Raw genomic sequence first — 19,619 nt, forward strand, 5'->3', positions numbered from 1 at the left:
CGGCAACGAGTTGTCATCGTATGACTCTGTCGTGCCGCGTACTGCGCTTTGTAATGCCACACTCGTGACATGACTTCCAAAATTCGGTTGAAAAATCGCCTCGTATTAGTGCTTCCCGCAGTGGCCATTGTGGTCGTTACTTGGCTCGTATTCTGGATGGCGCAAGGATTCCCCACCATGTGCAACCTCGTCGCCCCGTGCCAGGGCCCTGAGGTCAGGGTTGCACCGGCTCTCCTTTTCGGCGGGATGATGCTTGCACCGTTGGCGGCGGTGATTCTCATGTCCGTCGTTCGCTCACCGGCAGGTTGGCTCGTCGTACTGTCCTATGTCGCCCTCGTGCTTCTAGCGGTTGTCGGGTACGTCGTCATCAGCTTCAGCGGCGGGTTCGGCGTTGATGCGGCATTCCTCGCTGGTCTCCTCGGAACTTGCGGGACAGCAGCGCTCGCCTATGTGGGAATCACTGCCCTTCGACGCGAGACTTGAGCAGCGACGTTTCCAAGCCGGAACCAGACTGGCGAGCCCTCTGATGGCGAAAGCAGCGATTGCCGACCGCCCGCGGAATCCGCCGGAACTTGATCTGCAGCGCGCACTCGACGGAGTGACATCGACCATACCGGGGCCATTCGACAACGACCGATGGATCGGAACCGTGATGGTCGGCCGACGGCTACTGAACGGCGTTCTCGTGCCGTCGGGCATCACGTCGGACGCGACCTGCCCGGAACGGTTGGCGCGCCATCGCTGTGAAAACGAGGAGCCATACGACCAGCGCGGCCCACAGCGTGACGGTACCAATCTGGCCGACGAGCGGCAGCGTGTCGGCCTGACCCAGATAGATTCCGGCGACGGCATACATTCCGACGGGGAACGCGATGCTCCACAGTGTCGCTTGATAGCGCAGTGGTACGTGGCGTTTGAAGTGACGCCAGATCCCCACGGCGATGAGCACGGGGATGAGCCAGGTCGCGAAAGCCCAGAACATCACGGATATGCCGCCGACCAGTCCGCGAGTCGCGCTTACCATCGGAGCATCCGCCATTTCGACGATGCGGGCGCCGGCCAGAACTGTGATCGCGCAGGCGCCCATCGATACCCAGTACGGCGGATCGAGATCTTCCGGCCGCAGTGTGTAGAGCATCAGGCGCAGTGAGACGAACACCCCAGCGGCTCCATAGAGGAAAATGCCGACCGACCACGACAATATGGCCAGTACCGCGAGCAGCGCCCTGGCATCGCCCGCGACCGGTTCGAGCGCCGCTGCCACGACGGCGACCGACTGGCTCGCAACGACCCAGATAAACCAGGTTCCGTTTGCCGACCCCAGTACGGGGCGTGCCGTGCGGCCCAGTACAGCGAGCCAGGGCACCGCGTAACCGAGCACGACCCAGGCCACACCAGCCACGCCCAGGAGCACCGTTGCCGCAAGAAACCATCCTTCCACGGCCAAACGCGCAGCCAGCACATTGGTGCCGGCGACGAAGGTGAAGAACTGGAATCCCCGGTTCGGGTCGTGCAGGTCATCGAGAAAGTCTGATCGGAACGCCACGAACCGCCATGTAGTCAGAACCAGGAGTGCCAGATAAGCTCCGGCGCAGACCACCAGGAGCGCGTAGCTGAGGCCTGCGACCCCGATCAAGTTCATGCCGATCGAGAGGATGCCGGTGGCCATGACCATGGCGAAATATCCAGGTGGCATCGTGCGTACGGCGGCGCGCACTCGCACACTTCGCTCGGACGCCATCATTACAGGTTACCCTCCGAGCGGAACTCGCGGCTCTCGCGTGTCCAGTTGTAATCTGTGCGCGTGACGAACTTTCTGGCGCAGGTTGGGATCGGCGACCGCATTCAAGCCATGGAGCCGCCTGTCAGAATCGAACTGACGACCTTTTCATTACGAGTGACCGATGGGTGCCCGAAAACACGCCGCGGGGCGTCAAAATCGTTGATTTTATGGTCTTTTTTAGCTCGACGTGATCACCAAAAACAGCATCACTTACGTAGGCCAGTGGGAGTTGAGACGGCTAGTTCGAGCCGTCCATTCTCGCCGTGTTATTTATTCCGTTTCGTGGGCGATCCCCCTGTACAGTAAGCGCATAATCCTCACAGCTGTGACGCACTCCCGCGCTCATGGTTTTGCGTGGTGGAAGAACGGAATCCCCGCATGAGAAAAATTTCGCTCGGCCTGGTCGGCATCGTTGCCGCAGCCGTCAGTCTCGCCATTGTAGTACCTGCGAACGCCGCCAGCAGCGTCCTCTACGTACCGGACAGCTTCAACTCCGCACTTTCTGACACGAGGGCGACAGGGCACTACGAAGTGGTCGCTTCCGGTCTCCACATTTATACCGACTCGACCACCAGCACAGACAAGGTCGCTGAGTACGTCGACACGAACACCCTGCTCGCCGCAGCCGGCGAACCAAACCTTGAGTACACGAACACAGCCGGGGGCATCCCCGGCACCCAGCTCATCGTCGACTTCGACGCTGACGGCACTGCCGATGGGATCCTCGTCGGAGAGCCTGGCACCTATGGCGACGACTGGTGGTTGAGCAACTCCGCAGACCTGTTCGTCAAGGACGGAGCACCGTCCCACATGGGCGGATTCGGCAGCGACAACCACGGCACCCTCGGCCAGTGGCGGACCGCCTTCCCGAACGCTGACGTCACCGCGTTCGGCTTCTCCCTCGGTTCAGGAGTCAAGGGCGATGGCGTCCTCAACGCGATCAACTTCGCTGGCACTGAATACACGTTCGGAACTCAGACTGTGCTCGCGGGCAAGGACAACTGCAAAAACGGCGGGTGGGAAACTAGCACGAGTCCCGTCTTCAAGAATCAGGGTGACTGCGTCAGCTCTTTCGCCTCGTCGAAGGGGTAGTTGTACTCGGCACGGACATTGGTGCCAGTTCGGGCTCGTGTAGGGTGAGGGCCTCCGAGCTTAGGGACTGCAGATAAAGGAGGACCCCAATGGTCACGACAGCACTGCGCAGCGCATATCAAAAGCTGTTCGAAGTGGCAGCACTTCCCGATTTCGGCGAAGCCGCTGACGGGGGTTGGAACGCCGATCAGATTCTGGCTCATCTCCTCAGCGTGGATGCCGCAATAGCGGCGGTTGCGCTCGGAGTTGTTGCGGGCTCGCGTCCCAGCTTCGACAACCGGATTTCTCTCGATTCCTGGAATCTGGACCGGATAATCGCCGACCACGCAGGTAGGGCCGACTTGATCGACCACGTTCGAAGTCAAGCCACGATACTGTGCGACATTGCCGATCAACTCGGCGGCCACGCTTCCTCGGTGCTGATCCCGGCGCTCCTGCTCTCTAACGACGACCTCGTGCTTGACCGGCCCCTTCCCCTTGCAAGCCTCATCGACGGACTCGCAGAGGACCACGTCCCGGTACACACCCAACAACTCCTCGACCTTCGCGTCGCCGTCCGCGAGCACAGCTAATATCGGCAGTCTCAGCCGAAGTCGACACCGCCAGGCGCCGGACCTCGCCCTTGGGTCTCGGGCGAACCGCCACGGTGGTCTCGAGCCATTCCCAAGTGAGGTTGCTCCTGCTCTGCGGCAATTCGAAGGCCTGGCGACGGATTCTGAGCCCGTCAGGGTCCCTCTTGCGGACGCGCGGTCCGACCTTCGTGCGCGAAAGTCGGGACAATGGCTCCATGCGCCTCAACAGCTACTGAGCATGTCGCCTGCACGAATGAAACGACAACGTCACGAACTAAACGTTGCTGGTCGGCGACGCCTGCGCCGAGACGAGTCGCACCACAATCGCTGCTGGCGGCACCGACGTGACAATCGACCTGACTTCACCCATGAGGAGTCGATCCCCGCGCGGCAGCAATGCCGGAGAACCTCTTTGAAGACGATTTAGACGCCGTTGCAGACGCCCTCAATATCCGCGCACTTAAAACAATATGGGCAAATTGTGGGCAAATCCGGCAAATCCGAACAAACATACCGAAAAGCCTGTTTCAGAAACTCTATCTGACCAGGAGTTTTAGTGGAGCCGCCTGTCAGAATCGAACTGACGACCTTCTCATTACGAGTGAGATGCTCTACCAACTGAGCTAAGGCGGCGTTACCAGAACACCTCATAAGGCACTCGGTGACACAGCAGCCAAGCCTAGTCGTTTCTGCGGGTGATTCTGTACACCTCGGCGAATGACGCGTCAACGCGGTCCGACAACGTGCTCGCTCCATCGTCCTCAGCCCAGCACCGCCAGGCATGACGGATGGCTGCCACGGCCACCAGGGTGAACAGCAGCGCGCGCTGGTTCAGCTCGGCCTGGTCCTGAGCGAGAGCCGGAGCATCCGCTGTGAAGCGTCTCTGGATGATCTGCTGCAATTGGTCTTCGAAGTCGCGCAGAGTGGCCATGCGCATGCCGAACAGGTAGGCGTTTTCCTTCATGACCGAGCGGCGCAGCTGGTGGATCTCCCGGTCTGCCTCCGTGCGCTGCAAGCTCTTGGAGAGCAGCACTGCCAGGTCGGCCAGCACGTCGCTGTCGGGGCCGCCGGCGACAACGGTTTCAATATCTTCAGCGGATGCCATTCTTGGCGAGTCGCCGATGAACGCGGCGTCTTTTGAGGGGAAGTAGTTGAAGAACGTGCGCGGCGAAACGTTGGCAACCCGGCTGATGTCTTCAATGGTGACGTGGTCGATGCCGCGCTCACGAGACAGGGTGAGTACGGCCTGCTGAATGGCACGGCGGGTGGCGAGGCGCTTGCGCTCGCGCAGTCCGGGCACCCCAGTTTCGATCGACATGCTCCAATTATTTCACAGCACGCAAAACTGCCTGGGTCAGCACTGCGGGTCGGATGCCGGCACGATACCGTCGACAAGATAGGAGTCGACAGCATCGTTCACGCAGGAATTCGACTTGTTGTAGGCGGTGTGGCCCTCACCCGTGTAGGTCACCAGGCTGCCACTGTCGAGCTGTTCGGCCAGCTGCTGCGCCCAGACGTATGGGGTTGCCGGATCGTTGGTGGTGCCGACAACCAGAATGGGTGCCGCTCCTGACGCGTGGATCTCGGTGCGTTCGCCGGTGAATTTGTGGTGCCAGTTGGCACAGCCGATGTCGCCGAAGCTCATGAACTGACCGATCACCGGGGCCGCAGCCTGGAGCTCGGCGGCCTCGGCGCGCATTGCGGTCGGGTCGGCGTTGTAGGCGTAGTCGATGCAGTTGATGGCCATGAACGACTCGGTCGAATTGTCGGTGTAGTGACCGTTGACGTCGCGACCGTTGTAGGCATCCGCGAATTGAAACGCGCTCTCGGCGCTGCCGTGCAGCACTGTGTAAAACATATCGCTGAGTTGCGGCCACGCTGTGGCCTGATAGAGCGGGTAGATAATCGCCGTGAGGAGCGCGTTTCCGCCGAGTTGACGGCCGTCCTTAGCGGTGATGGGGCTCGCGTCCACCGAATTCAGCAATGCGCCGATCGTCGACATCGCCCTGTCCACGCTCCCTCGGAAAGGGCAGTCCTCGCCCTCGAGACAGTCAGTGAGGTAGGCGCGCAGGGCATTTTCGAAACCCACCGCCTGGGTCTTGGTCACCTCGAAATTACTGGTCGACGGGTCGACTGCCCCATCGAGCACGAGACGACCGACCTTCTCGGGAAAAAGTTCGGCATAAGTGGCGCCGAGAAAGGTGCCATAGGAGTAGCCCAGGTAGTTCAGGTGAGTGTCGCCGAGCACGGCGCGCAGCAGGTCGAGGTCGCGGGCGGCGCTCTGGGTGTCGACCGTGCCGAGCAGCGGCCCGGTGCGCTGGGCGCACGCCGCTGCGAAGGCGTCGGAAGAGGCTGTCAGCTCGGCAATCCAGGCATCCGTGCCGCGCTCTGCGGTCGTCAGCCCGTAGATGTACTTATCCATCGCAGAGGAACCGTAACAGGAGACCGCGGAGGAGCGCCCGACGCCGCGGGGGTCGAAACCGACGATGTCAAAGCTCGCCTGCAGGGTGGCGTCGGTGGCATAGTCGAGAGAATCCTTGACGAAGTCATAGCCGGAACCACCGGGCCCGCCGGGATTGACCAACAGCGAGCCGATCCGGTCGTTGCCGGTGGCGACCTGACGCACCAGGGCGAGCGATATATCCTCGGCGGCCGGGTCGGTGTAGTCGAGCGGCGCAGTGGCCTCGGTGCACTGCAGGCCGTCGCCACAGTCGCTCCACTGCAGCACCTGGCTGTAGAACGGAGCGAGGCTGTCCGTCACCTGCTCGCCGGTGGGCGTGGATTCAGTGGGTGCGGAATTCGCGGTGAAGAGGGTCGCGCATCCGCTGAGAACGAGTGTAAGAGTCAGAGCGGCGGCCGCGATACTGGTAACGCGATTGCGTCGGTTCAACGTGTTCCTCTTTCATGGCGTCAAGCGGATGCTGCGGTTCAGGCTACCGAAGGCGGCTGGGAGTCACTGTGGGTGATGCAGCTGTGGGCGACGGATCGCCGACACGAGCATCGCCTCGAGCGCGAGGGCCGGGGCAACGTTGGATTGAATACGCTGACGTGCCACGGCAATCGCGTCCATCGTGGCGACCGTGGCTGCTGGGGCGCTGGCCGCACTCGCCATGCGCAGTTCGGCGAGCAGCTCACGGTTGATCACAGCTTGTTCCCGGCCAAGCTGCACCATGCAGACGTCCCGGTAGAGAGAGGCCAGGTCAACCAGAATGCGGTCGATGCCGTCGTGCAGGCTGCGCTTTGCCCGACGCTTTTGGTCGTCCTCGAGATCCTTGATCTGGCCGCGCAGCCCCGGCGGCACGGACTGCCCGGCCTCGATTCCGAGCGAGCGCAGCATGCCGTCGCGCTCCGTGGCATCCAACTCGAGGGTGATTGCCTTCGCGTCGTCACCCGCGATCGCGAGCAACCGGGCGGCCGCATTGACCGCCGACGACACCGAGCGGATGCCGAGGGCGGCGCGCAGGGTCTCCTCGCGTCGTGCCCGCGCGTCCGCATTGGTGGCAAGCCGCCTGGCCATGCCGATGTGGCTTTGGGCGAGCCGGGCGCTGAGTTCTGCAATGGCCGGGTCGACGCCATTGCGGCGCACGAGGAGGTCGGCGACATCGGCAACACTGGGAACGCGTAGGCGCACTGTGCGCACGCGGGACCGAATAGTGGGGAGCAAATCTGCCTCGCTCGGCGCGCACAAAATCCACACCGTGCGTTCGGGTGGTTCTTCGAGGGCCTTGAGGAGCACGTTCGAAGTGCGCTCGACCATGCGGTCGGCATCTTCGACGACGACGACCCGGTAGCGACCGACCGACGGCGAGTACTGTGAGCGGGCGACAGCCTCCTTGACGGTCTTCATCGGGATGATGACGCCCTCAGTGCTGAGCACGCTGAGGTCGGGGTGGGTGCGCGCGTCGACCTGACGGGCGGCAGCGAGGTCGCCATCGGGGGTACCGGGGCTTAGCAGGGCCGCCGCAAAAGCGAAGGCGAGGTTAGAGCGGCCGGAACCCGGCGGACCGGTGATGAGCCAGGCGTGCGTCATGGAAGACGATTCGGCGGTGGCGGAACCGGTACCGGACGGTGCCCGCAGCGCCGCCGCCCGAAAGATGGCGATCGCGTCGGCCTGTCCCGTTAGGTTGTCCCACACTGCCATGAGTCAAGGGTAACCCGCCCCGCCGACACCGCAGTCGACGCGCCTGGCCCGCGTTCCGGGCCCGGGTCGGAACGCGGGCCCATGAAGATGGATCACGGGCCCGGTTGCGCACGGCATGACCCGGCCCTGACTGTTAGAGGAGGGGCGCTACCCGGGCTCTGATGCTGGCGGCGATGTCGGCGGTGGGGGCTGCGGCATCCAGTACCAGGAACCGGTCGGGTTCGGCGGCAGCCAATTCCAGGAACGCAGCGCGCACGCGGGCATGAAAGTCGTTCTTCTCGGCCTCGAGCCGGTCGAAGACTTTGTCGTCGGCATCGAGCCGGGCCCGGGCTACGCGCGAGTCGAGGTCGAGCAGCACGGTCAGGTCGGGAAGCAGACCTTCGGCCGCCCAGAGCGACAAATCACGCACCTCAGTGGCGCCGAGCACACGCCCGGCCCCCTGATAGGCGACCGAGGAGTCCAGATAACGGTCCTGCACGATCACGTCACCGCGAGCGAGCGCCGGCCGCAGCTTGGTGCCCACGTGCTGGGCGCGGTCGGCGGCGTACAGCAGCGCCTCGGCGCGCGGGTCTACCTCCCCGCGATGGTGCAGCACGATCTGGCGAATCTCCACGCCGACATCCGTTCCCCCTGGCTCGCGGGTGCGCACGACAGTGCGCCCCCGCTCTTCGAGCCAGTCGGTCAACAGCTGCGCCTGCGTGGTTTTGCCGGAGCCGTCGCCGCCCTCGAGGGTGATGAAGAGACCGGTCACGACGCCTTCGGCGCGATCGTGGTCGTGGCAGCGGATTCAGCGGCCGAACTGGCCGCTTTCTTCACGGCGGGCTTCTTCACTGCGGGCTTCTTGACCGGGGCCGTGCCGGCCAACGCCGCCTTGGCTGCCGCGTTCGCGGCCCGGGTCGCGGCGGCCTTCTTCGCGGTGGCCGCCTTCGCTGCTGCAGTCGGCGCCTTCTTCACCGCCGGCTTCTTGACGGCGGCTTTCTTGGCCGGTGCCTTCTTACGCGGCGCGGCCGGGCCCTTGGCCCGCTTGTCCGCGAGCAGCTGCACGGCCCGGTCGAAGTCGATCTCCTCGATGTCCTCCGACTTGGGAATCGTCGCGTTGGTGACCCCATCGGTCACATACGCACCAAACCGGCCGTCCTTGATCTTGATCGCCTTGCCACTTTCGGGGTCGGGTGCTTCGAATTCCTTCAGGGCACTCGACGCCCGGCGCGCGCCGTACTTCGGCTGCGCGTAGAGCTCGATCGCGCCCGGAAGGTCGATGTCGAAGATCTGGTCTTCGCTCGTGAGCGACCGGGTATCGATGCCCTTCTTCAGGTACGGCCCGAACTTGCCGTTCTGCGCCAGAATCTCGGTGCCGGTCTCCGGGTCGAGCCCGACCGTGCGCGGCAAGGCAAGCAGGCGCAGCGCCGTTTCGAGGTCAACGGTGGCCAGGTCCATGGACTTGAAAATGGATGCTGTACGCGGCTTGTCGGCAGCGGCCACCTTCTTGGCTGCCGGCTTGCGCTTAGGCTTCGCGACGGTGACCTCGCCGGTGGCGGGGTCGATCGTCTCAACCGGGGCGGCAACGACGACTGGGACGACCGGTTCGGCCGGGGCCGGCGCGAGCTCGGTGACGTACGGCCCGAACCGACCGTCTTTCGCAACGATTTCCTTGCCGTTCTCGGGGTTGAGTCCGATCACTCGGTCAGTGACGACGGGGGCATCGATGAGCTCACGGGCCTTGGTCGCGGTCAGTTCGTCGGGAGCGAGTTCCGGCGGGATGTTTACGCGGCGGGGCGGGGCATCCGCTGCAGCGTCGGGATCGATGACTTCGAGATATGGACCGTACTTGCCGATACGCAGGGTGATGTCGTCGCTGATGGTGACCGAGTTGATCACCCGCGGGTCGATCTCGCCGAGGTTGTCGATGACCTGGCGGAGACCCCGGTGCTTGTCACTGCCGAAGTAGAAGCTATTGAGCCAGTCGAGTCGGTTGGCTTCGCCGCCGGCGATGCGGTCGAGGTCGTCCTCCATCTCGGCGGTGAAGTCATATTCGACCAGGTCGCCGAAGAATTCTTCGAGCAGGCGCACGACCGAGAACGCGATCCAGTTGGGAACGAGCGACTGGCCCCGCGGCGTGACATAGCCGCGCTCGGTGATGGTCGAGATGATCGAGGCGAACGTCGACGGGCGGCCGATGCCGAGCTCTTCGAGCTTCTTCACCAGGCTGGCCTCGGTGTAGCGGGCGGCCGGGGTCGTTTCGTGGCCCTTGGCCTCGAGGTCCTGCAGGGCCAATTTCTGGCCCTCTTCGAGCGGCGGCAGCTTCGACTCGGTCGCAACGGCCTCCGCGTTGCGCTCCTCGTCCTTCGACTCCTCGTAGGCGAGCATGAAACCACGGAACGTGATGACCGTTCCACTGGCCGAGAACTCAGCGAGAGCGCCCGACGCCGCGGCGTGCTCCGATGCGCCAGTCGGGCCAGCCGCGATGGTCACGGAGGCAGTCGAGCCGGTGGCATCCTTCATCTGCGAGGCGACGGTGCGCTTCCAGATCAGGTCGTACAGCTTAAAGTCATTGCCACGCAGGCTTGACGCGAGCGACGCCGGGGTGCGGAAAGTGTCGCCGGAGGGGCGAATGGCCTCGTGCGCTTCCTGAGCGTTCTTGCTCTTGCCCTTGTAGGCGCGCGGGGCATCCGGAACCGTCTCGGCGCCGTACAGAGCAGCGGCCTGCGTGCGGGCGGCGGTGAGGGCCTGCTGCCCGAGCGACGGCGAGTCGGTACGCATATAGGTGATGTACCCGTTTTCGTACAGCGACTGGGCAACGCTCATGGTTTGGCGGGCGGTGAAGCGCAGCTTGCGCGCCGCTTCCTGCTGCAGGGTCGACGTCGTGAATGGTGCGGCGGGGCTGCGACGATACGGCTTGGAGGTGACCTTGGTCACTTCCAGCTTCACACCGGGGCTCTTCAGCGCGATGGTCAGGGCCTGTGCGGCGGAGGCGTCGAGGGTGACGGCCTTCACGCTGGGCTTCAGAGCACCGGAGTCGTCGAAGTCGCCACCGGTGGCAATTCGCTCACCGTTCAGGCGCACGAGCTTGGCATCGAACGCCTGGTCAGTTTCTGAAGCGGATGCCGCCAGTCGCGCCAGCAGATCCCAGTACCCGGCGGAGACGAACGCGAGGCGCTCCTTCTCCCGGTCGACGACGAGGCGGGTCGCGGCGCTCTGCACGCGGCCGGCGGACAGGCCGGGGCCGACCTTGCGCCACAGCACCGGGGAAATCTCGTAGCCGTAGATGCGGTCGAGGATACGGCGGGTTTCCTGCGCGTCGACCAAGGCGGTGTCGAGGTCGCGGGTGTTGTCTTTGGCGGCGAGGATCGCGTCTTTGGTGATCTCGTGAAAGACCATGCGCTTGACCGGAACCTTGGGCTGCAGCACCTGCAACAGGTGCCAGGCAATGGCCTCACCCTCGCGGTCCTCATCAGTTGCGAGCAAGAGTTCGTTCGCATTCTTGAGGGCCCGCTTGAGCTCGCTAACGGTCTTTTTCTTGGCGTCAGAGACTACGTAGTACGGTTCAAAGCCGTTCTCCACGTCGACCGAGAATCGGCCGAGAGCACCTTTCTTCAGCTCCGGCGGCAGGTTTTTCGGCTCGATCAGATCGCGAATGTGACCGACCGAAGACAAAACCTCGTAGCCATCGCCGAGATAGGCGGCGATCGACTTCATCTTGGTCGGTGATTCAACAATGACCAGCTTCTTAGTGCCTGGCACCAGACTCCTCTTTATACGTAGTGACCAAATGTGGGCCAAGGCACACCATACACACCGGAATGGAGTGCCCGCCTAATCGACGGGCACGTCTCGGCGCGTCACGCTCGCGCACACGTCGTTCCCAGCCACCGCTCAGTTCGCTCTGAGGGAGCCGCACAACAATCCCGAACCCTTGCCGATTGCCCGCCCAAGTGCAGAATAGTCCCATGGGTACAATGACGGCCACATACACCGCGAAGTTGACGGATGGGCCCCTTCAGGGCAAGACAATCACGACGACCTTTCTCGACTCGGGTGATCCGCAGCCGCGCATCGAGATTCCGGCCGACTCCGGCAAGCGCTACCTCTACGCGCGCGGCGCCGGCCTGGAGTTCGAGGGTTCCGCTTCCCCCGGCCGCCCGAGCGCGGTCGAATACCGCTACCTCGAAGTGCTCCTCTCCTAGTTCGCCCGGCCCGGCTCACCGGGCGTCCCATCAGGGCGGCGGCCCGGCCCGGGCACTCGCGAAAATATCTATGCCCTGCACTCGCCGCCCCACCGAAACGGATGCGATCAGCCCCGTGACTGTACAGCGCGTGACGGCAGTCCCATTCAGCGACGCCACAGCCCGCGCGGCCTCGCACGGGTAGCCCGCGATCGCGCCGGAGGCGGTGTCTGCGGCGGCGAGCGCGGACGCGTCGGCCGCGTTCGCGACTGACCGGCCGACCGCGAGCAGTGCGAGGACCGATACGACAAGCGTCGTCAGCAACACTGTGGCAGCGAGCACCGCGAGGGCGAGGATAGACCCCGCTCCTCTCTCGGAGCCCTCGCACGCGGCGTCTGGCACGTTCGCCGTGTCGCCGCACGCGCTCATTGACCGCCGGCCAGGGCACATGAGTGTGCCTCGAGGGTTAGCCCGGCAAAGATCCCCGGCAGACTGTGCGCGGTAACTCGAGCACAGACGAAATCGCCGCGACGTTCCGAAGCCAGGCTGGCCCCCGGCACGCTGTGGAGGACGAGGCCGGCGGCGCGCGCCGCGGTGTCGCCACGCGCGAGCGCACGAGCGGCGCTGGCAGCGGCATCCGTCAGCCGCACGTGCACGCCGACCACCTGCACAGCACCGAGGCAGCAGGCCAGAACGAGCACGACCGCCGGCAGCGCCGTGGCGAATTCGGCGGTCGTACTGCCCCTGTTATTTGCGCTACCCAATACTGAGGGCACGTCGCACCAGATCGGTGAGCATTCCCCGCACCTCGTCGCTGCGCAGAATGACGATGAGCAGCCCGGCAAACCCGACCGCGGCCATCGTGGCGACAACGTATTCCGCCGTCGCGGCTCCGGCTTCGTCGGCCAGGGTTTTCAGGGTGGTCTTTGTATACACAGACTCATCTCCTTCGGCGTCCATCGACGCGGGTTGGGCGGCACGAGCACATTCACTCTGCTCCCATCCGTCAGCGCGCGCCGCGGCATCCGCTTATCTGTGGAGAGTTTCAGAACGTCGTCAGGGTGGAGGAGAGCACGCTGAGCAGCAACGGCACCACGCCCACCAGCATGAACGCGGGCAGCACGCAGAGGCCGAGTGGCAGCATGAGCGTGACCGAGAGAGTTGCCGCCCGACGTTGTCCAGCACTTCGGGCATCACGACGTAGCTGTTCAGCCTCGCTGCGCAGCAGCTCTGCCGCGGGAACTCCCGCACGTGTCGACAAGCCAAGTATCCGGTCGACGGAACCACCATCAGTGCCGGGCGCAATGCCGTACCGCTCGGCGGCCGCGTGCACCAACGCCCGCGAACGGTCGATCGACCCGCCACCGGACATGGCAATTGCCATAAGTTCCAGTCGCAGCCCTGGTGTCAGGTCGGTCGGGCCCGCCCGGCGCACCAGCGCACGGTTCCAGCCTGCTGCGGCGAGCATCAGGAGAGCGCCGCCACCGAGACAGACCAGCCCTGGCACGGTCAAAAACAGGGTGTGCAGGGAATCGAAACCCATCAGGCTGCCGAAGACGACGCCGATCACCGGCAGCACCATCACCAGTCGTGCCGTGGCCCGCGGCGCGGCCAGCGCCACCTCCAGATCGCGCTGTACCTGGGCGAGTTCGCGCAGCGACGCGGCGAGCTCACGCAGGCACCCGGCCAGCGGAGCACCAGCTTGAGTGGCCACCTGCCAGGCCGCGGCGAGTCCGAGCCAGGCGCGCTCGGCTTGTCCCGCCGCGTCGTCGCGGCGCCGCGCAGGCCGCCCAGCGGGCTTCCGCGCGTCGACGATCCCCTGCGGAATCTTCCGGGGCTGCCGGCGCGCCTCAACGGCGATCGCATCGGCCACGCTGTCGCCCCGAGCCGCAGCGCGCGCTGCAGCACGCAGGATAGGCGCTGTGGCCGTGCCAGCGTGATTCGAGTCGGCCGCCCGGAACTTGATCGGTACGGCAACCGGAGCCGCCGCCGCACCGTGCTCCGGCAACAGGTAGCCCCAGGCCGACACCGGGGAAACACCGGCCGACAGCAGCACGGCCAGCCGTTGCGTGACCGACGCGACCTCCTCGATCGGCGGTACCGTGTCAGCCCGGCGCATCGTTGCACGTTCTGCGAATCGTGGATGATCGATCTCGGAGCATCAGATCGCTTCGATCGAGAGACGGTCACGGCCGTCGAGGGTGAATCGGCCGACCGCGTCAAGCCTGCGCACCCCGTCGGTACGTTCCAGGTGCAGCACCAGCCCGATGGCGCTCACCGTCTGCCGAGCCACGGCCGAAGCGCTCATTCCGGCGAGAGAACCGAGCGCCTCCAGTCGAGCCGGAACGTCTTCGAGCGAATTCGCGTGCAGCGTGCCCGCTCCCCCGTCGTGCCCGGTGTTGAGCGCGGCAAGCAGCTCCCGAATCTCCGACCCCCGGCACTCGCCGAGCACGAGGCGATCCGGCCGCATGCGCAGCGCCTCCCGCAGCAACGCCTCCAGGCCGATACGCCCGGCCCCCTCCAGATTGGCCTGCCTGGCCTCGAGGGCCACCACGTGCGGATGCCGAATGCGCAGCTCCGCAACGTCTTCGATCGCGACGATGCGCTCGTCGGCTGGCGCTTCGCCCAAAAGGGCCGCCAACAGCGTCGTCTTTCCACTCCCCGCGGCACCGGTAATGAGCAGGTTTTGGCGGCCGTGCACCGCAGCACGCAGCCGATTTAGCCGGGCAGCGCATGCCTCCCCCGTGCCAAACAGGCCGGCGTCAGCGAGTGCACCGAGGCTCCGGTCGGCAGCGTGCGGCAGCCGAATTGACAGCAATGTTCCCGTGCTCGATACCGGCGGAAGCACGGCGTGCACCCGAATCCCGTCGGCCAACCGTACGTCGACGCACGGGCTCGCCTCATCGATGTGTCGCCCGCCAAGTGCGATCAGGCGCACAGCCAACTCACGCACCTCGGCCTCGCCGAGGTGCCAGGCTGGCACGAAGGCGAGGCCATGTCCGGCGTCGATCCAGAGCCCGGAATCCCCGTTGACAAACAGGTCCGTGGTGTCCGGGGCTGAGGCATAGCTAGCCAGCGGACCCAGCGCGCGCACGTTCAGGCGCTCACTGCCGCCCCCTGCCGAGACTGCTACTGCTGCGCCGGCCTCCGGTCTGGTGCCAGCGACATCCGTTGTCGCCGTGCGATGCCGAGCGGAATTCGCCGGCGGTGCACCTGTCGAACGTGAAGTGTCCGACCGCGCGGCCCAGGGATCGTCCACGGCTGTCGAGGCCGGCACGGCAGCGACCACCACGGCGTAGGACGGAACGGCAACGAAAGGCTGGCCCATGCCTCGACGGTACGGTGAGGCGGCCCCGTGATAGCTCCCCCGGCACATTCCGTGGACAGCCGGTCGGTCGAGGCCGTTGGGGAGGAGCCGCCCCAGCAGATTTTCGCGATCAGGAGCCGTGAATCGCTTAAAAAGAAGGGGCGGCACCTATTGGGGGGAACAGGTGCCGCCTAGCACCGCGCAGATTGGGGGGAACCGTACGCGATGCTGGTCAAAACTTTCGTTCAGACGTGTTTCAGTTTACGCAGACGTGCTCAGATTGCAAGTCCAATGTCCTCTTTTGTGAGGACACTCGGCCGGGGGGTGCAAAATCACCCCGAAACGAGGGTTCATTTCTCAGTTTTTCGTTTGTGTATACAGAGATTGGCCGAGAACCGGTAGGGTTCAGTTGAGCTGGCAATGTCCTGCATGCACGTACCGCAAAGGAGCGAATTACACATATGACGGTTAAAATTGACACCCTCCTGCACGAATCGCGTCGATTCGCGCCCACTGCTGAGTTCGCCGCACAGACGATAGCGACACAAGACCTGTACGCAGTCTCGCAGAAGGATCCGGCAATGTTTTGGGCTGATCAGGCCCGTAATCTGCTGCACTGGCACAAGCCATTCACTAAGACTCTCGACTGGACCAACCCGCCATTCGCGAAGTGGTTCGAAGACGGCGAACTCAACGTCGCGTATAACTGCCTCGACCGTCACGTTCTCGCCGGCAACGGCGACCGCGTCGCTCTGTACTTTGAGGGCGAGCCCGGCGATTCCCGCAGCTACACCTACTCCGAACTGACTACCGAGGTCAAAAAAGCCGCCAACGTACTGCTCGGGCTCGGCGTCACCGCCGGCGACCGTGTGGCCGTCTACCTGCCGATGATCCCAGAGGCCGTCATCTCCATGCTCGCCGTCGCCCGCATCGGCGCCGTGCACTCGGTCATTTTCGGCGGATTCAGCGCCGAGAGCCTGCGCTCCCGCATCGACGACGCCAACGCCGTGCTCGTCATCACGGCCGACGGCGGCTACCGCAAGGGCAAGATCAGCGCCCTCAAGCCGGCCGTCGACGCCGCCCTGCAGACCAACGATTCCTCGGTGAAGAACGTGCTCGTGGTCAAGCGCACCGGCCAAGACGTGCAGTGGAACGATCGCGACATCTGGTGGTCCGATGCCATGGAAACAGCCTCTCCCGAGCACGAGGCGGAGGCCTTCCCGGCCGAGAACCCGCTGTTCATTCTGTATACATCGGGCACGACCGGCGCGCCAAAGGGCATCCTGCACACCAGCGGCGGCTACCTGACCCAGAATGCATTCACCCACCAGAACGTGTTCGACCTCAAGCCCGAAACGGACGTCTACTGGTGCACCGCCGACGTCGGCTGGATCACCGGACACAGCTACGTGGTCTACGGCCCCCTCGCCAACGGCGCGACCCAGGTGCTCTACGAAGGTACCCCCGATTCTCCACACACCGGTCGCTGGTGGGAAATCATCGAGAAGTACAAGGTCTCGATTCTGTATACAGCGCCGACCGCCATTCGTACGTTTATGAAGCTCGGCCGCCAGATTCCTCAAAAGTTCGACCTGTCGAGCCTGCGTGTGCTCGGCTCGGTGGGCGAGCCCATCAACCCGGAAGCGTGGATGTGGTACCGCGAGGTCATCGGCAGCAGCCTGACCCCAATCGTCGACACCTGGTGGCAGACCGAGACCGGATCGATCATGGTTTCGGCCCTCGCGGGGCTCACCGAGACAAAGCCGGGCGCCGCGCAGGTGCCAGTGCCCGGAATCACCATCGACGTACTCGACGACGACGGCGTGCACGTTGGCCATGGAAACGGCGGACTCCTCGTGGTCACCCAGCCCTGGCCGGCGATGCTTCGCGGCATCTGGGGCGACCCGGAGCGCTTCAAGGAGACCTACTGGGACAAGTTCGAGGGCACCATCGGCGCGAAGGACGGACCGCTGTACTTCGCCGGCGACGGCGCTCGGCTCGACCACGACGGTGACATTTGGTTGCTGGGCCGGGTCGACGACGTGATGAACGTTTCGGGCCACCGCCTCTCCACCGCCGAAATCGAGTCATCCCTCGTGGCGCATTCGCTCACGGCTGAAGCTGCCGTGGTTGGTGCCGCCGATGAGACCACCGGTCAGGCGGTCGTCGCGTTCGTGGTGATCAAGTTCAGCCAGGCCGAGATCGCATCGCACGAGGACATCGTCAGTATTCTGCGGGCCCACGTGGCCCAGCAGATCGGTGCGATTGCCCGCCCGCGTGACATCTACATCGTCGACGAGCTGCCGAAGACCCGCTCCGGCAAGATCATGCGCCGCCTGCTGCGCGACGCGGCCGAAGGGCGTGACGTCGGCGACGTGACGACCCTCGCCGACACCATGGTAATGAACACCATCACCGCGCAAATGAAAAAGTAGTCAACCGCTACCTGCACAATCAACGACGGCCGTTTTCCACTCGGGAGGCGGCCGTCGTTCGTCCCCCGGCACCATAACTCCTGTAATGTGACGCCGCGGCAGGTCTGGCCCCTGATTTCAAACGGATGTTCCGAGCGGCCCCCACAAATTGCAGGAATTATGTACGTTCCCGCCCTGAAACCAGCAAGGCGTCCTACTGTGTGGGCATGACCGAAGCAGCGGCACCCCTGCGCGGTCGCCTGGGCCGGCTCGATGCACTGCGCGGGGTGGCCGCCCTCGTCGTTCTGGCGCACCATGTGTCCATGTCCATGCCGGAGATCGCCGCCGCCTACGACTCGAGCGACGGCGTCACGCTGTTTTCCGCCGGATGGTGGGCCACGCTGTCCCCGCTGAAGGTTTTTCTCGCCGGGCCCGAGTTCGTATTGGTGTTCTTTGTGCTGAGCGGCTTCGTGCTCGTGCGTTCCCCTCTGGCCGCCCGCGAGGCCGGGCCACGCTACGACTGGAGCGCCTATTACGTGCGCCGCGTCATCCGTTTGGCGGCACCCGTCGTGGTGTCGGTGGGCCTGGCTGTCGTCTGGATCGTTTTGGTGCCGCGCACGGTTGGCGCAGCGGGCGGGCCGTGGCTGGCCCGGCAGGACACGCCAGACCTGGGCCTCGGCAACCTGCTTCGCGAAGCCAGCATCATCGGCGTAACCCGGCGGCCCGACATCAATCCGCCGTTGTGGTCCTTGGTCTGGGAAATGTGGTTCTCCCTGCTGCTTCCGGTGTTCGTCGCCGTCGCAGCGTTCACCCGCAAACCGGTCAGCGTTCGGATTCGCCGCATTCTGCTCTGGGTCGTACTACTGTGCGCGCTCGCCGGCATCGGCTATGTCACGACGACCCAACCGTTCATGTACCTGCCGCCGTTCGCTCTCGGCGCCCTTCTGGCTGCCAACTATGACGAACTGCAACGCTGCAGCGACCGGCTGGTCGAGAGCGTCAACGGCCGGGCGCTCGGGTGGACGCTGGCCGCGCTCGGCCCATTTCTGCTCGTGGCCTATTGGCTGCTGCGTCCGTTGACCGGCGAAGGGTGGAGTGACTCCACGCTCTCGCTGCGGGTGGCCGGCGCATTTGTGATCGTGGCTACGGTGGCTTTCTGGCCCGCCTCGACGTCGGAACGGGGCCGGGCGCCGCGGACGCGCCGAGCACTGGGCTGGCTCGGGTCCATCAGCTTTAGCCTCTACCTCGTGCACTTTCCCATCGTGGTGGCCTTCGCAGTGCTCGCCGGCCCCGGCCACTGGTGGCTGGGCGCCCTCGTTTCGGTGCCGCTCAGCCTGGTGGTAGCCCAGCTGATGACCCGGTTTGTCGAGCAACCGGCGCAGGTTTATGGCACGCGAGCCGGGGCATCCGTTTCACAGCGGATGTCCCGGCTCGCGAGCCGCCCGTAGTGCGGGTCAGCTACGCGAACGCAACGATGAGCTCGACCTCGACCGGGGCGTCGAGCGGCAGCACCGCAACGCCGACGGCAGAACGGGCGTGGCGGCCGATGTCGCCGAAGATCTCCACGAGCACGTCGGAAGCACCGTTGACGACGGCCGGCTGACCGGTGAACGCGGGGTCGGAGGCGACAAAGCCGGTGACCTTGACTACCTGGGTGATGCGGTCGAGCGACCCGATCACGCTCTTGATGGCGGCGAGGCCGTTGAGCGCGCAGGTGCGGGCATACTCCTGGGCGTCAGCAGCCGGAATGAGGCCGTGGCCGTCGCCGACCTTGCCGGTGGCGGGCAGCGCGCCAGAGACCATGGGCAACTGGCCGGCAGTGTAGACGAAACCGTTGCTGATCACGGCGGGTAGGTACGCGGCGACCGGCGGCACGACGCTCGGCAGGACCAGGCCCAGCTCGGCCAGGCGGGCTTCGATGTGTGACACGATTATGCCTCTTCCTTGGGGGCGAGCGGGCGTTTCAGGTAAGCAACCAGGCCGCCTTCGGGGCCGGTTACGACCTGCACGAGTTCCCACCCGTCAGAGCCCCAGTTGTTCAAAATGGCGGCCGTGTTGTGGATCATCAACGGCGTTGTGAGGTACTCCCAGGCGGGCATGTGACTCCTATTGAGGCGGGCATTCAGATTTGTCGCTTACGCTCAAGT

Annotated in this window: 19 protein-coding genes and 1 tRNA gene; 6 read left to right on the top strand and 14 right to left on the bottom strand. The window is 64.7% G+C overall.

The annotated features are described in order from the left end of the window. Positions 1-69: 69 nt before the first annotated feature. On the top strand, positions 70-483 hold the full coding sequence (locus E3T39_RS12030) for a hypothetical protein (RefSeq protein ID WP_134515580.1): 414 nt from the start codon (positions 70-72) through the stop codon (positions 481-483). Positions 484-667: 184 nt separating this feature from the next. Here E3T39_RS12030 and E3T39_RS12035 read toward each other — a convergent pair whose 3' ends face one another. Next, the gene (locus tag E3T39_RS12035; RefSeq protein ID WP_241979670.1) at positions 668-1,741 is read right to left on the bottom strand and encodes a tellurite resistance/C4-dicarboxylate transporter family protein; all 1,074 of its coding nucleotides are present in this window, start codon (positions 1,739-1,741) and stop codon (positions 668-670) included. Positions 1,742-2,161: 420 nt separating this feature from the next. On the opposite strand from E3T39_RS12035, the gene E3T39_RS12040 reads away from it, so the two are divergent. Together E3T39_RS12040 and E3T39_RS12045 are read left to right on the top strand one after the other, a co-directional pair. Beyond that, complete coding sequence (locus E3T39_RS12040; protein ID WP_134515584.1) at positions 2,162-2,875, top strand: hypothetical protein; 714 nt, start codon at positions 2,162-2,164, stop codon at positions 2,873-2,875. An 89-nt stretch (positions 2,876-2,964) separates the two neighbouring features. Continuing rightward, positions 2,965-3,447, top strand: a complete 483-nt coding sequence (locus E3T39_RS12045; RefSeq protein WP_134515586.1) for a hypothetical protein — start codon at positions 2,965-2,967, stop codon at positions 3,445-3,447. A gap of 557 nt (positions 3,448-4,004) precedes the next feature. Here E3T39_RS12045 and E3T39_RS12050 read toward each other — a convergent pair. The 6 genes from E3T39_RS12050 to topA all read right to left on the bottom strand — a co-directional run bounded on the left by E3T39_RS12050 (position 4,005) and on the right by topA (position 11,329). Continuing rightward, positions 4,005-4,080: transfer RNA gene (locus E3T39_RS12050), tRNA-Thr, on the bottom strand. A 46-nt stretch (positions 4,081-4,126) separates the two neighbouring features. Next, positions 4,127-4,765 (bottom strand): TetR/AcrR family transcriptional regulator, encoded by a 639-nt coding sequence (locus E3T39_RS12055; RefSeq protein WP_134515588.1) that lies wholly within the window; start codon positions 4,763-4,765, stop codon positions 4,127-4,129. A 36-nt stretch (positions 4,766-4,801) separates the two neighbouring features. Beyond that, a complete protein-coding gene (locus E3T39_RS12060) occupies positions 4,802-6,337 on the bottom strand; it encodes an alpha/beta hydrolase (RefSeq protein ID WP_134515590.1) in 1,536 nt (511 codons plus the stop codon). Between the two features lie 63 nt (positions 6,338-6,400). After that, positions 6,401-7,588 carry a DNA polymerase III subunit delta' gene (locus E3T39_RS12065; protein WP_134515592.1) on the bottom strand — a complete coding sequence of 396 codons (1,188 nt, stop codon included), beginning with the start codon at positions 7,586-7,588 and terminating at the stop codon, positions 6,401-6,403. Between the two features lie 133 nt (positions 7,589-7,721). Then, a complete protein-coding gene (gene tmk, locus E3T39_RS12070; RefSeq protein ID WP_241979671.1) occupies positions 7,722-8,339 on the bottom strand; it encodes a dTMP kinase in 618 nt (205 codons plus the stop codon). Continuing rightward, positions 8,336-11,329: a type I DNA topoisomerase gene (topA, locus tag E3T39_RS12075; RefSeq protein ID WP_134515595.1), complete on the bottom strand. Its 2,994-nt coding sequence runs from the start codon at positions 11,327-11,329 to the stop codon at positions 8,336-8,338. Before topA ends, tmk begins: the two co-directional genes overlap by 4 nt. Before the next feature lie 206 nt (positions 11,330-11,535). Here topA and E3T39_RS12080 point away from each other — a divergent pair, with 206 nt between their 5' ends. Then, on the top strand, positions 11,536-11,772 hold the full coding sequence (locus E3T39_RS12080; RefSeq protein WP_134515597.1) for a hypothetical protein: 237 nt from the start codon (positions 11,536-11,538) through the stop codon (positions 11,770-11,772). Between the two features lie 30 nt (positions 11,773-11,802). Here the strand turns inward: E3T39_RS12080 and E3T39_RS12085 are convergent, their stop codons facing one another. The 5 genes from E3T39_RS12085 to E3T39_RS12105 form a co-directional block, all read right to left on the bottom strand. Continuing rightward, complete coding sequence (locus E3T39_RS12085) at positions 11,803-12,153, bottom strand: Rv3654c family TadE-like protein (protein WP_166784114.1); 351 nt, start codon at positions 12,151-12,153, stop codon at positions 11,803-11,805. Positions 12,154-12,176: 23 nt separating this feature from the next. Beyond that, a complete protein-coding gene (locus E3T39_RS12090; protein WP_241979672.1) occupies positions 12,177-12,527 on the bottom strand; it encodes a TadE family type IV pilus minor pilin in 351 nt (116 codons plus the stop codon). After that, positions 12,508-12,711: a DUF4244 domain-containing protein gene (locus E3T39_RS12095; protein WP_104127989.1), complete on the bottom strand. Its 204-nt coding sequence runs from the start codon at positions 12,709-12,711 to the stop codon at positions 12,508-12,510. Before E3T39_RS12095 ends, E3T39_RS12090 begins: the two co-directional genes overlap by 20 nt. Before the next feature lie 85 nt (positions 12,712-12,796). Continuing rightward, positions 12,797-13,870 (bottom strand): type II secretion system F family protein, encoded by a 1,074-nt coding sequence (locus tag E3T39_RS12100; protein ID WP_134515601.1) that lies wholly within the window; start codon positions 13,868-13,870, stop codon positions 12,797-12,799. Positions 13,871-13,912: 42 nt separating this feature from the next. Next, positions 13,913-15,079, bottom strand: a complete 1,167-nt coding sequence (locus E3T39_RS12105) for a TadA family conjugal transfer-associated ATPase (protein WP_134515603.1) — start codon at positions 15,077-15,079, stop codon at positions 13,913-13,915. Positions 15,080-15,519: 440 nt separating this feature from the next. Between E3T39_RS12105 and acs the strand changes: the two genes are divergently transcribed. Together acs and E3T39_RS12115 are read left to right on the top strand one after the other, a co-directional pair. Then, on the top strand, positions 15,520-17,493 hold the full coding sequence (acs, locus tag E3T39_RS12110; RefSeq protein ID WP_134515605.1) for an acetate--CoA ligase: 1,974 nt from the start codon (positions 15,520-15,522) through the stop codon (positions 17,491-17,493). A gap of 206 nt (positions 17,494-17,699) precedes the next feature. Further along, entirely contained in the window at positions 17,700-18,920 is a 1,221-nt protein-coding gene (locus E3T39_RS12115; protein WP_166784115.1) for an acyltransferase family protein, read from the top strand. A gap of 10 nt (positions 18,921-18,930) precedes the next feature. Here the strand turns inward: E3T39_RS12115 and E3T39_RS12120 are convergent, their stop codons facing one another. Beyond that, on the bottom strand, positions 18,931-19,401 hold the full coding sequence (locus E3T39_RS12120; protein ID WP_134515609.1) for a RidA family protein: 471 nt from the start codon (positions 19,399-19,401) through the stop codon (positions 18,931-18,933). A gap of 2 nt (positions 19,402-19,403) precedes the next feature. Continuing rightward, a complete protein-coding gene (locus E3T39_RS16175; protein WP_166784116.1) occupies positions 19,404-19,571 on the bottom strand; it encodes a Sp36 family protein in 168 nt (55 codons plus the stop codon). Positions 19,572-19,619: the final 48 nt, after the last annotated feature.

The sequence above is a fragment of the Cryobacterium suzukii genome (assembly GCF_004403185.1).
Classification (GTDB): Bacteria; Actinomycetota; Actinomycetes; order Actinomycetales; family Microbacteriaceae; genus Cryobacterium; species Cryobacterium suzukii.

Bases quoted from the DNA above. Each gene is read 5' to 3' on its own strand.
- acs (WP_134515605.1), top strand. From the start codon at position 15,520: ATGACGGTTAAAATTGACACCCTCCTGCACGAATCGCGTCGATTCGCG.
- E3T39_RS12105 (WP_134515603.1), bottom strand. From the start codon at position 15,079: ATGGGCCAGCCTTTCGTTGCCGTTCCGTCCTACGCCGTGGTGGTCGCT.
- E3T39_RS12080 (WP_134515597.1), top strand. From the start codon at position 11,536: ATGGGTACAATGACGGCCACATACACCGCGAAGTTGACGGATGGGCCC.
- E3T39_RS16175 (WP_166784116.1), bottom strand. From the start codon at position 19,571: ATGCCCGCCTGGGAGTACCTCACAACGCCGTTGATGATCCACAACACG.
- E3T39_RS12040 (WP_134515584.1), top strand. From the start codon at position 2,162: ATGAGAAAAATTTCGCTCGGCCTGGTCGGCATCGTTGCCGCAGCCGTC.
- E3T39_RS12100 (WP_134515601.1), bottom strand. From the start codon at position 13,870: ATGCGCCGGGCTGACACGGTACCGCCGATCGAGGAGGTCGCGTCGGTC.
- E3T39_RS12095 (WP_104127989.1), bottom strand. From the start codon at position 12,711: ATGGACGCCGAAGGAGATGAGTCTGTGTATACAAAGACCACCCTGAAA.
- E3T39_RS12030 (WP_134515580.1), top strand. From the start codon at position 70: ATGACTTCCAAAATTCGGTTGAAAAATCGCCTCGTATTAGTGCTTCCC.
- E3T39_RS12045 (WP_134515586.1), top strand. From the start codon at position 2,965: ATGGTCACGACAGCACTGCGCAGCGCATATCAAAAGCTGTTCGAAGTG.
- E3T39_RS12115 (WP_166784115.1), top strand. From the start codon at position 17,700: ATGACCGAAGCAGCGGCACCCCTGCGCGGTCGCCTGGGCCGGCTCGAT.
- E3T39_RS12055 (WP_134515588.1), bottom strand. From the start codon at position 4,765: ATGTCGATCGAAACTGGGGTGCCCGGACTGCGCGAGCGCAAGCGCCTC.
- E3T39_RS12035 (WP_241979670.1), bottom strand. From the start codon at position 1,741: ATGGCGTCCGAGCGAAGTGTGCGAGTGCGCGCCGCCGTACGCACGATG.
- E3T39_RS12065 (WP_134515592.1), bottom strand. From the start codon at position 7,588: ATGGCAGTGTGGGACAACCTAACGGGACAGGCCGACGCGATCGCCATC.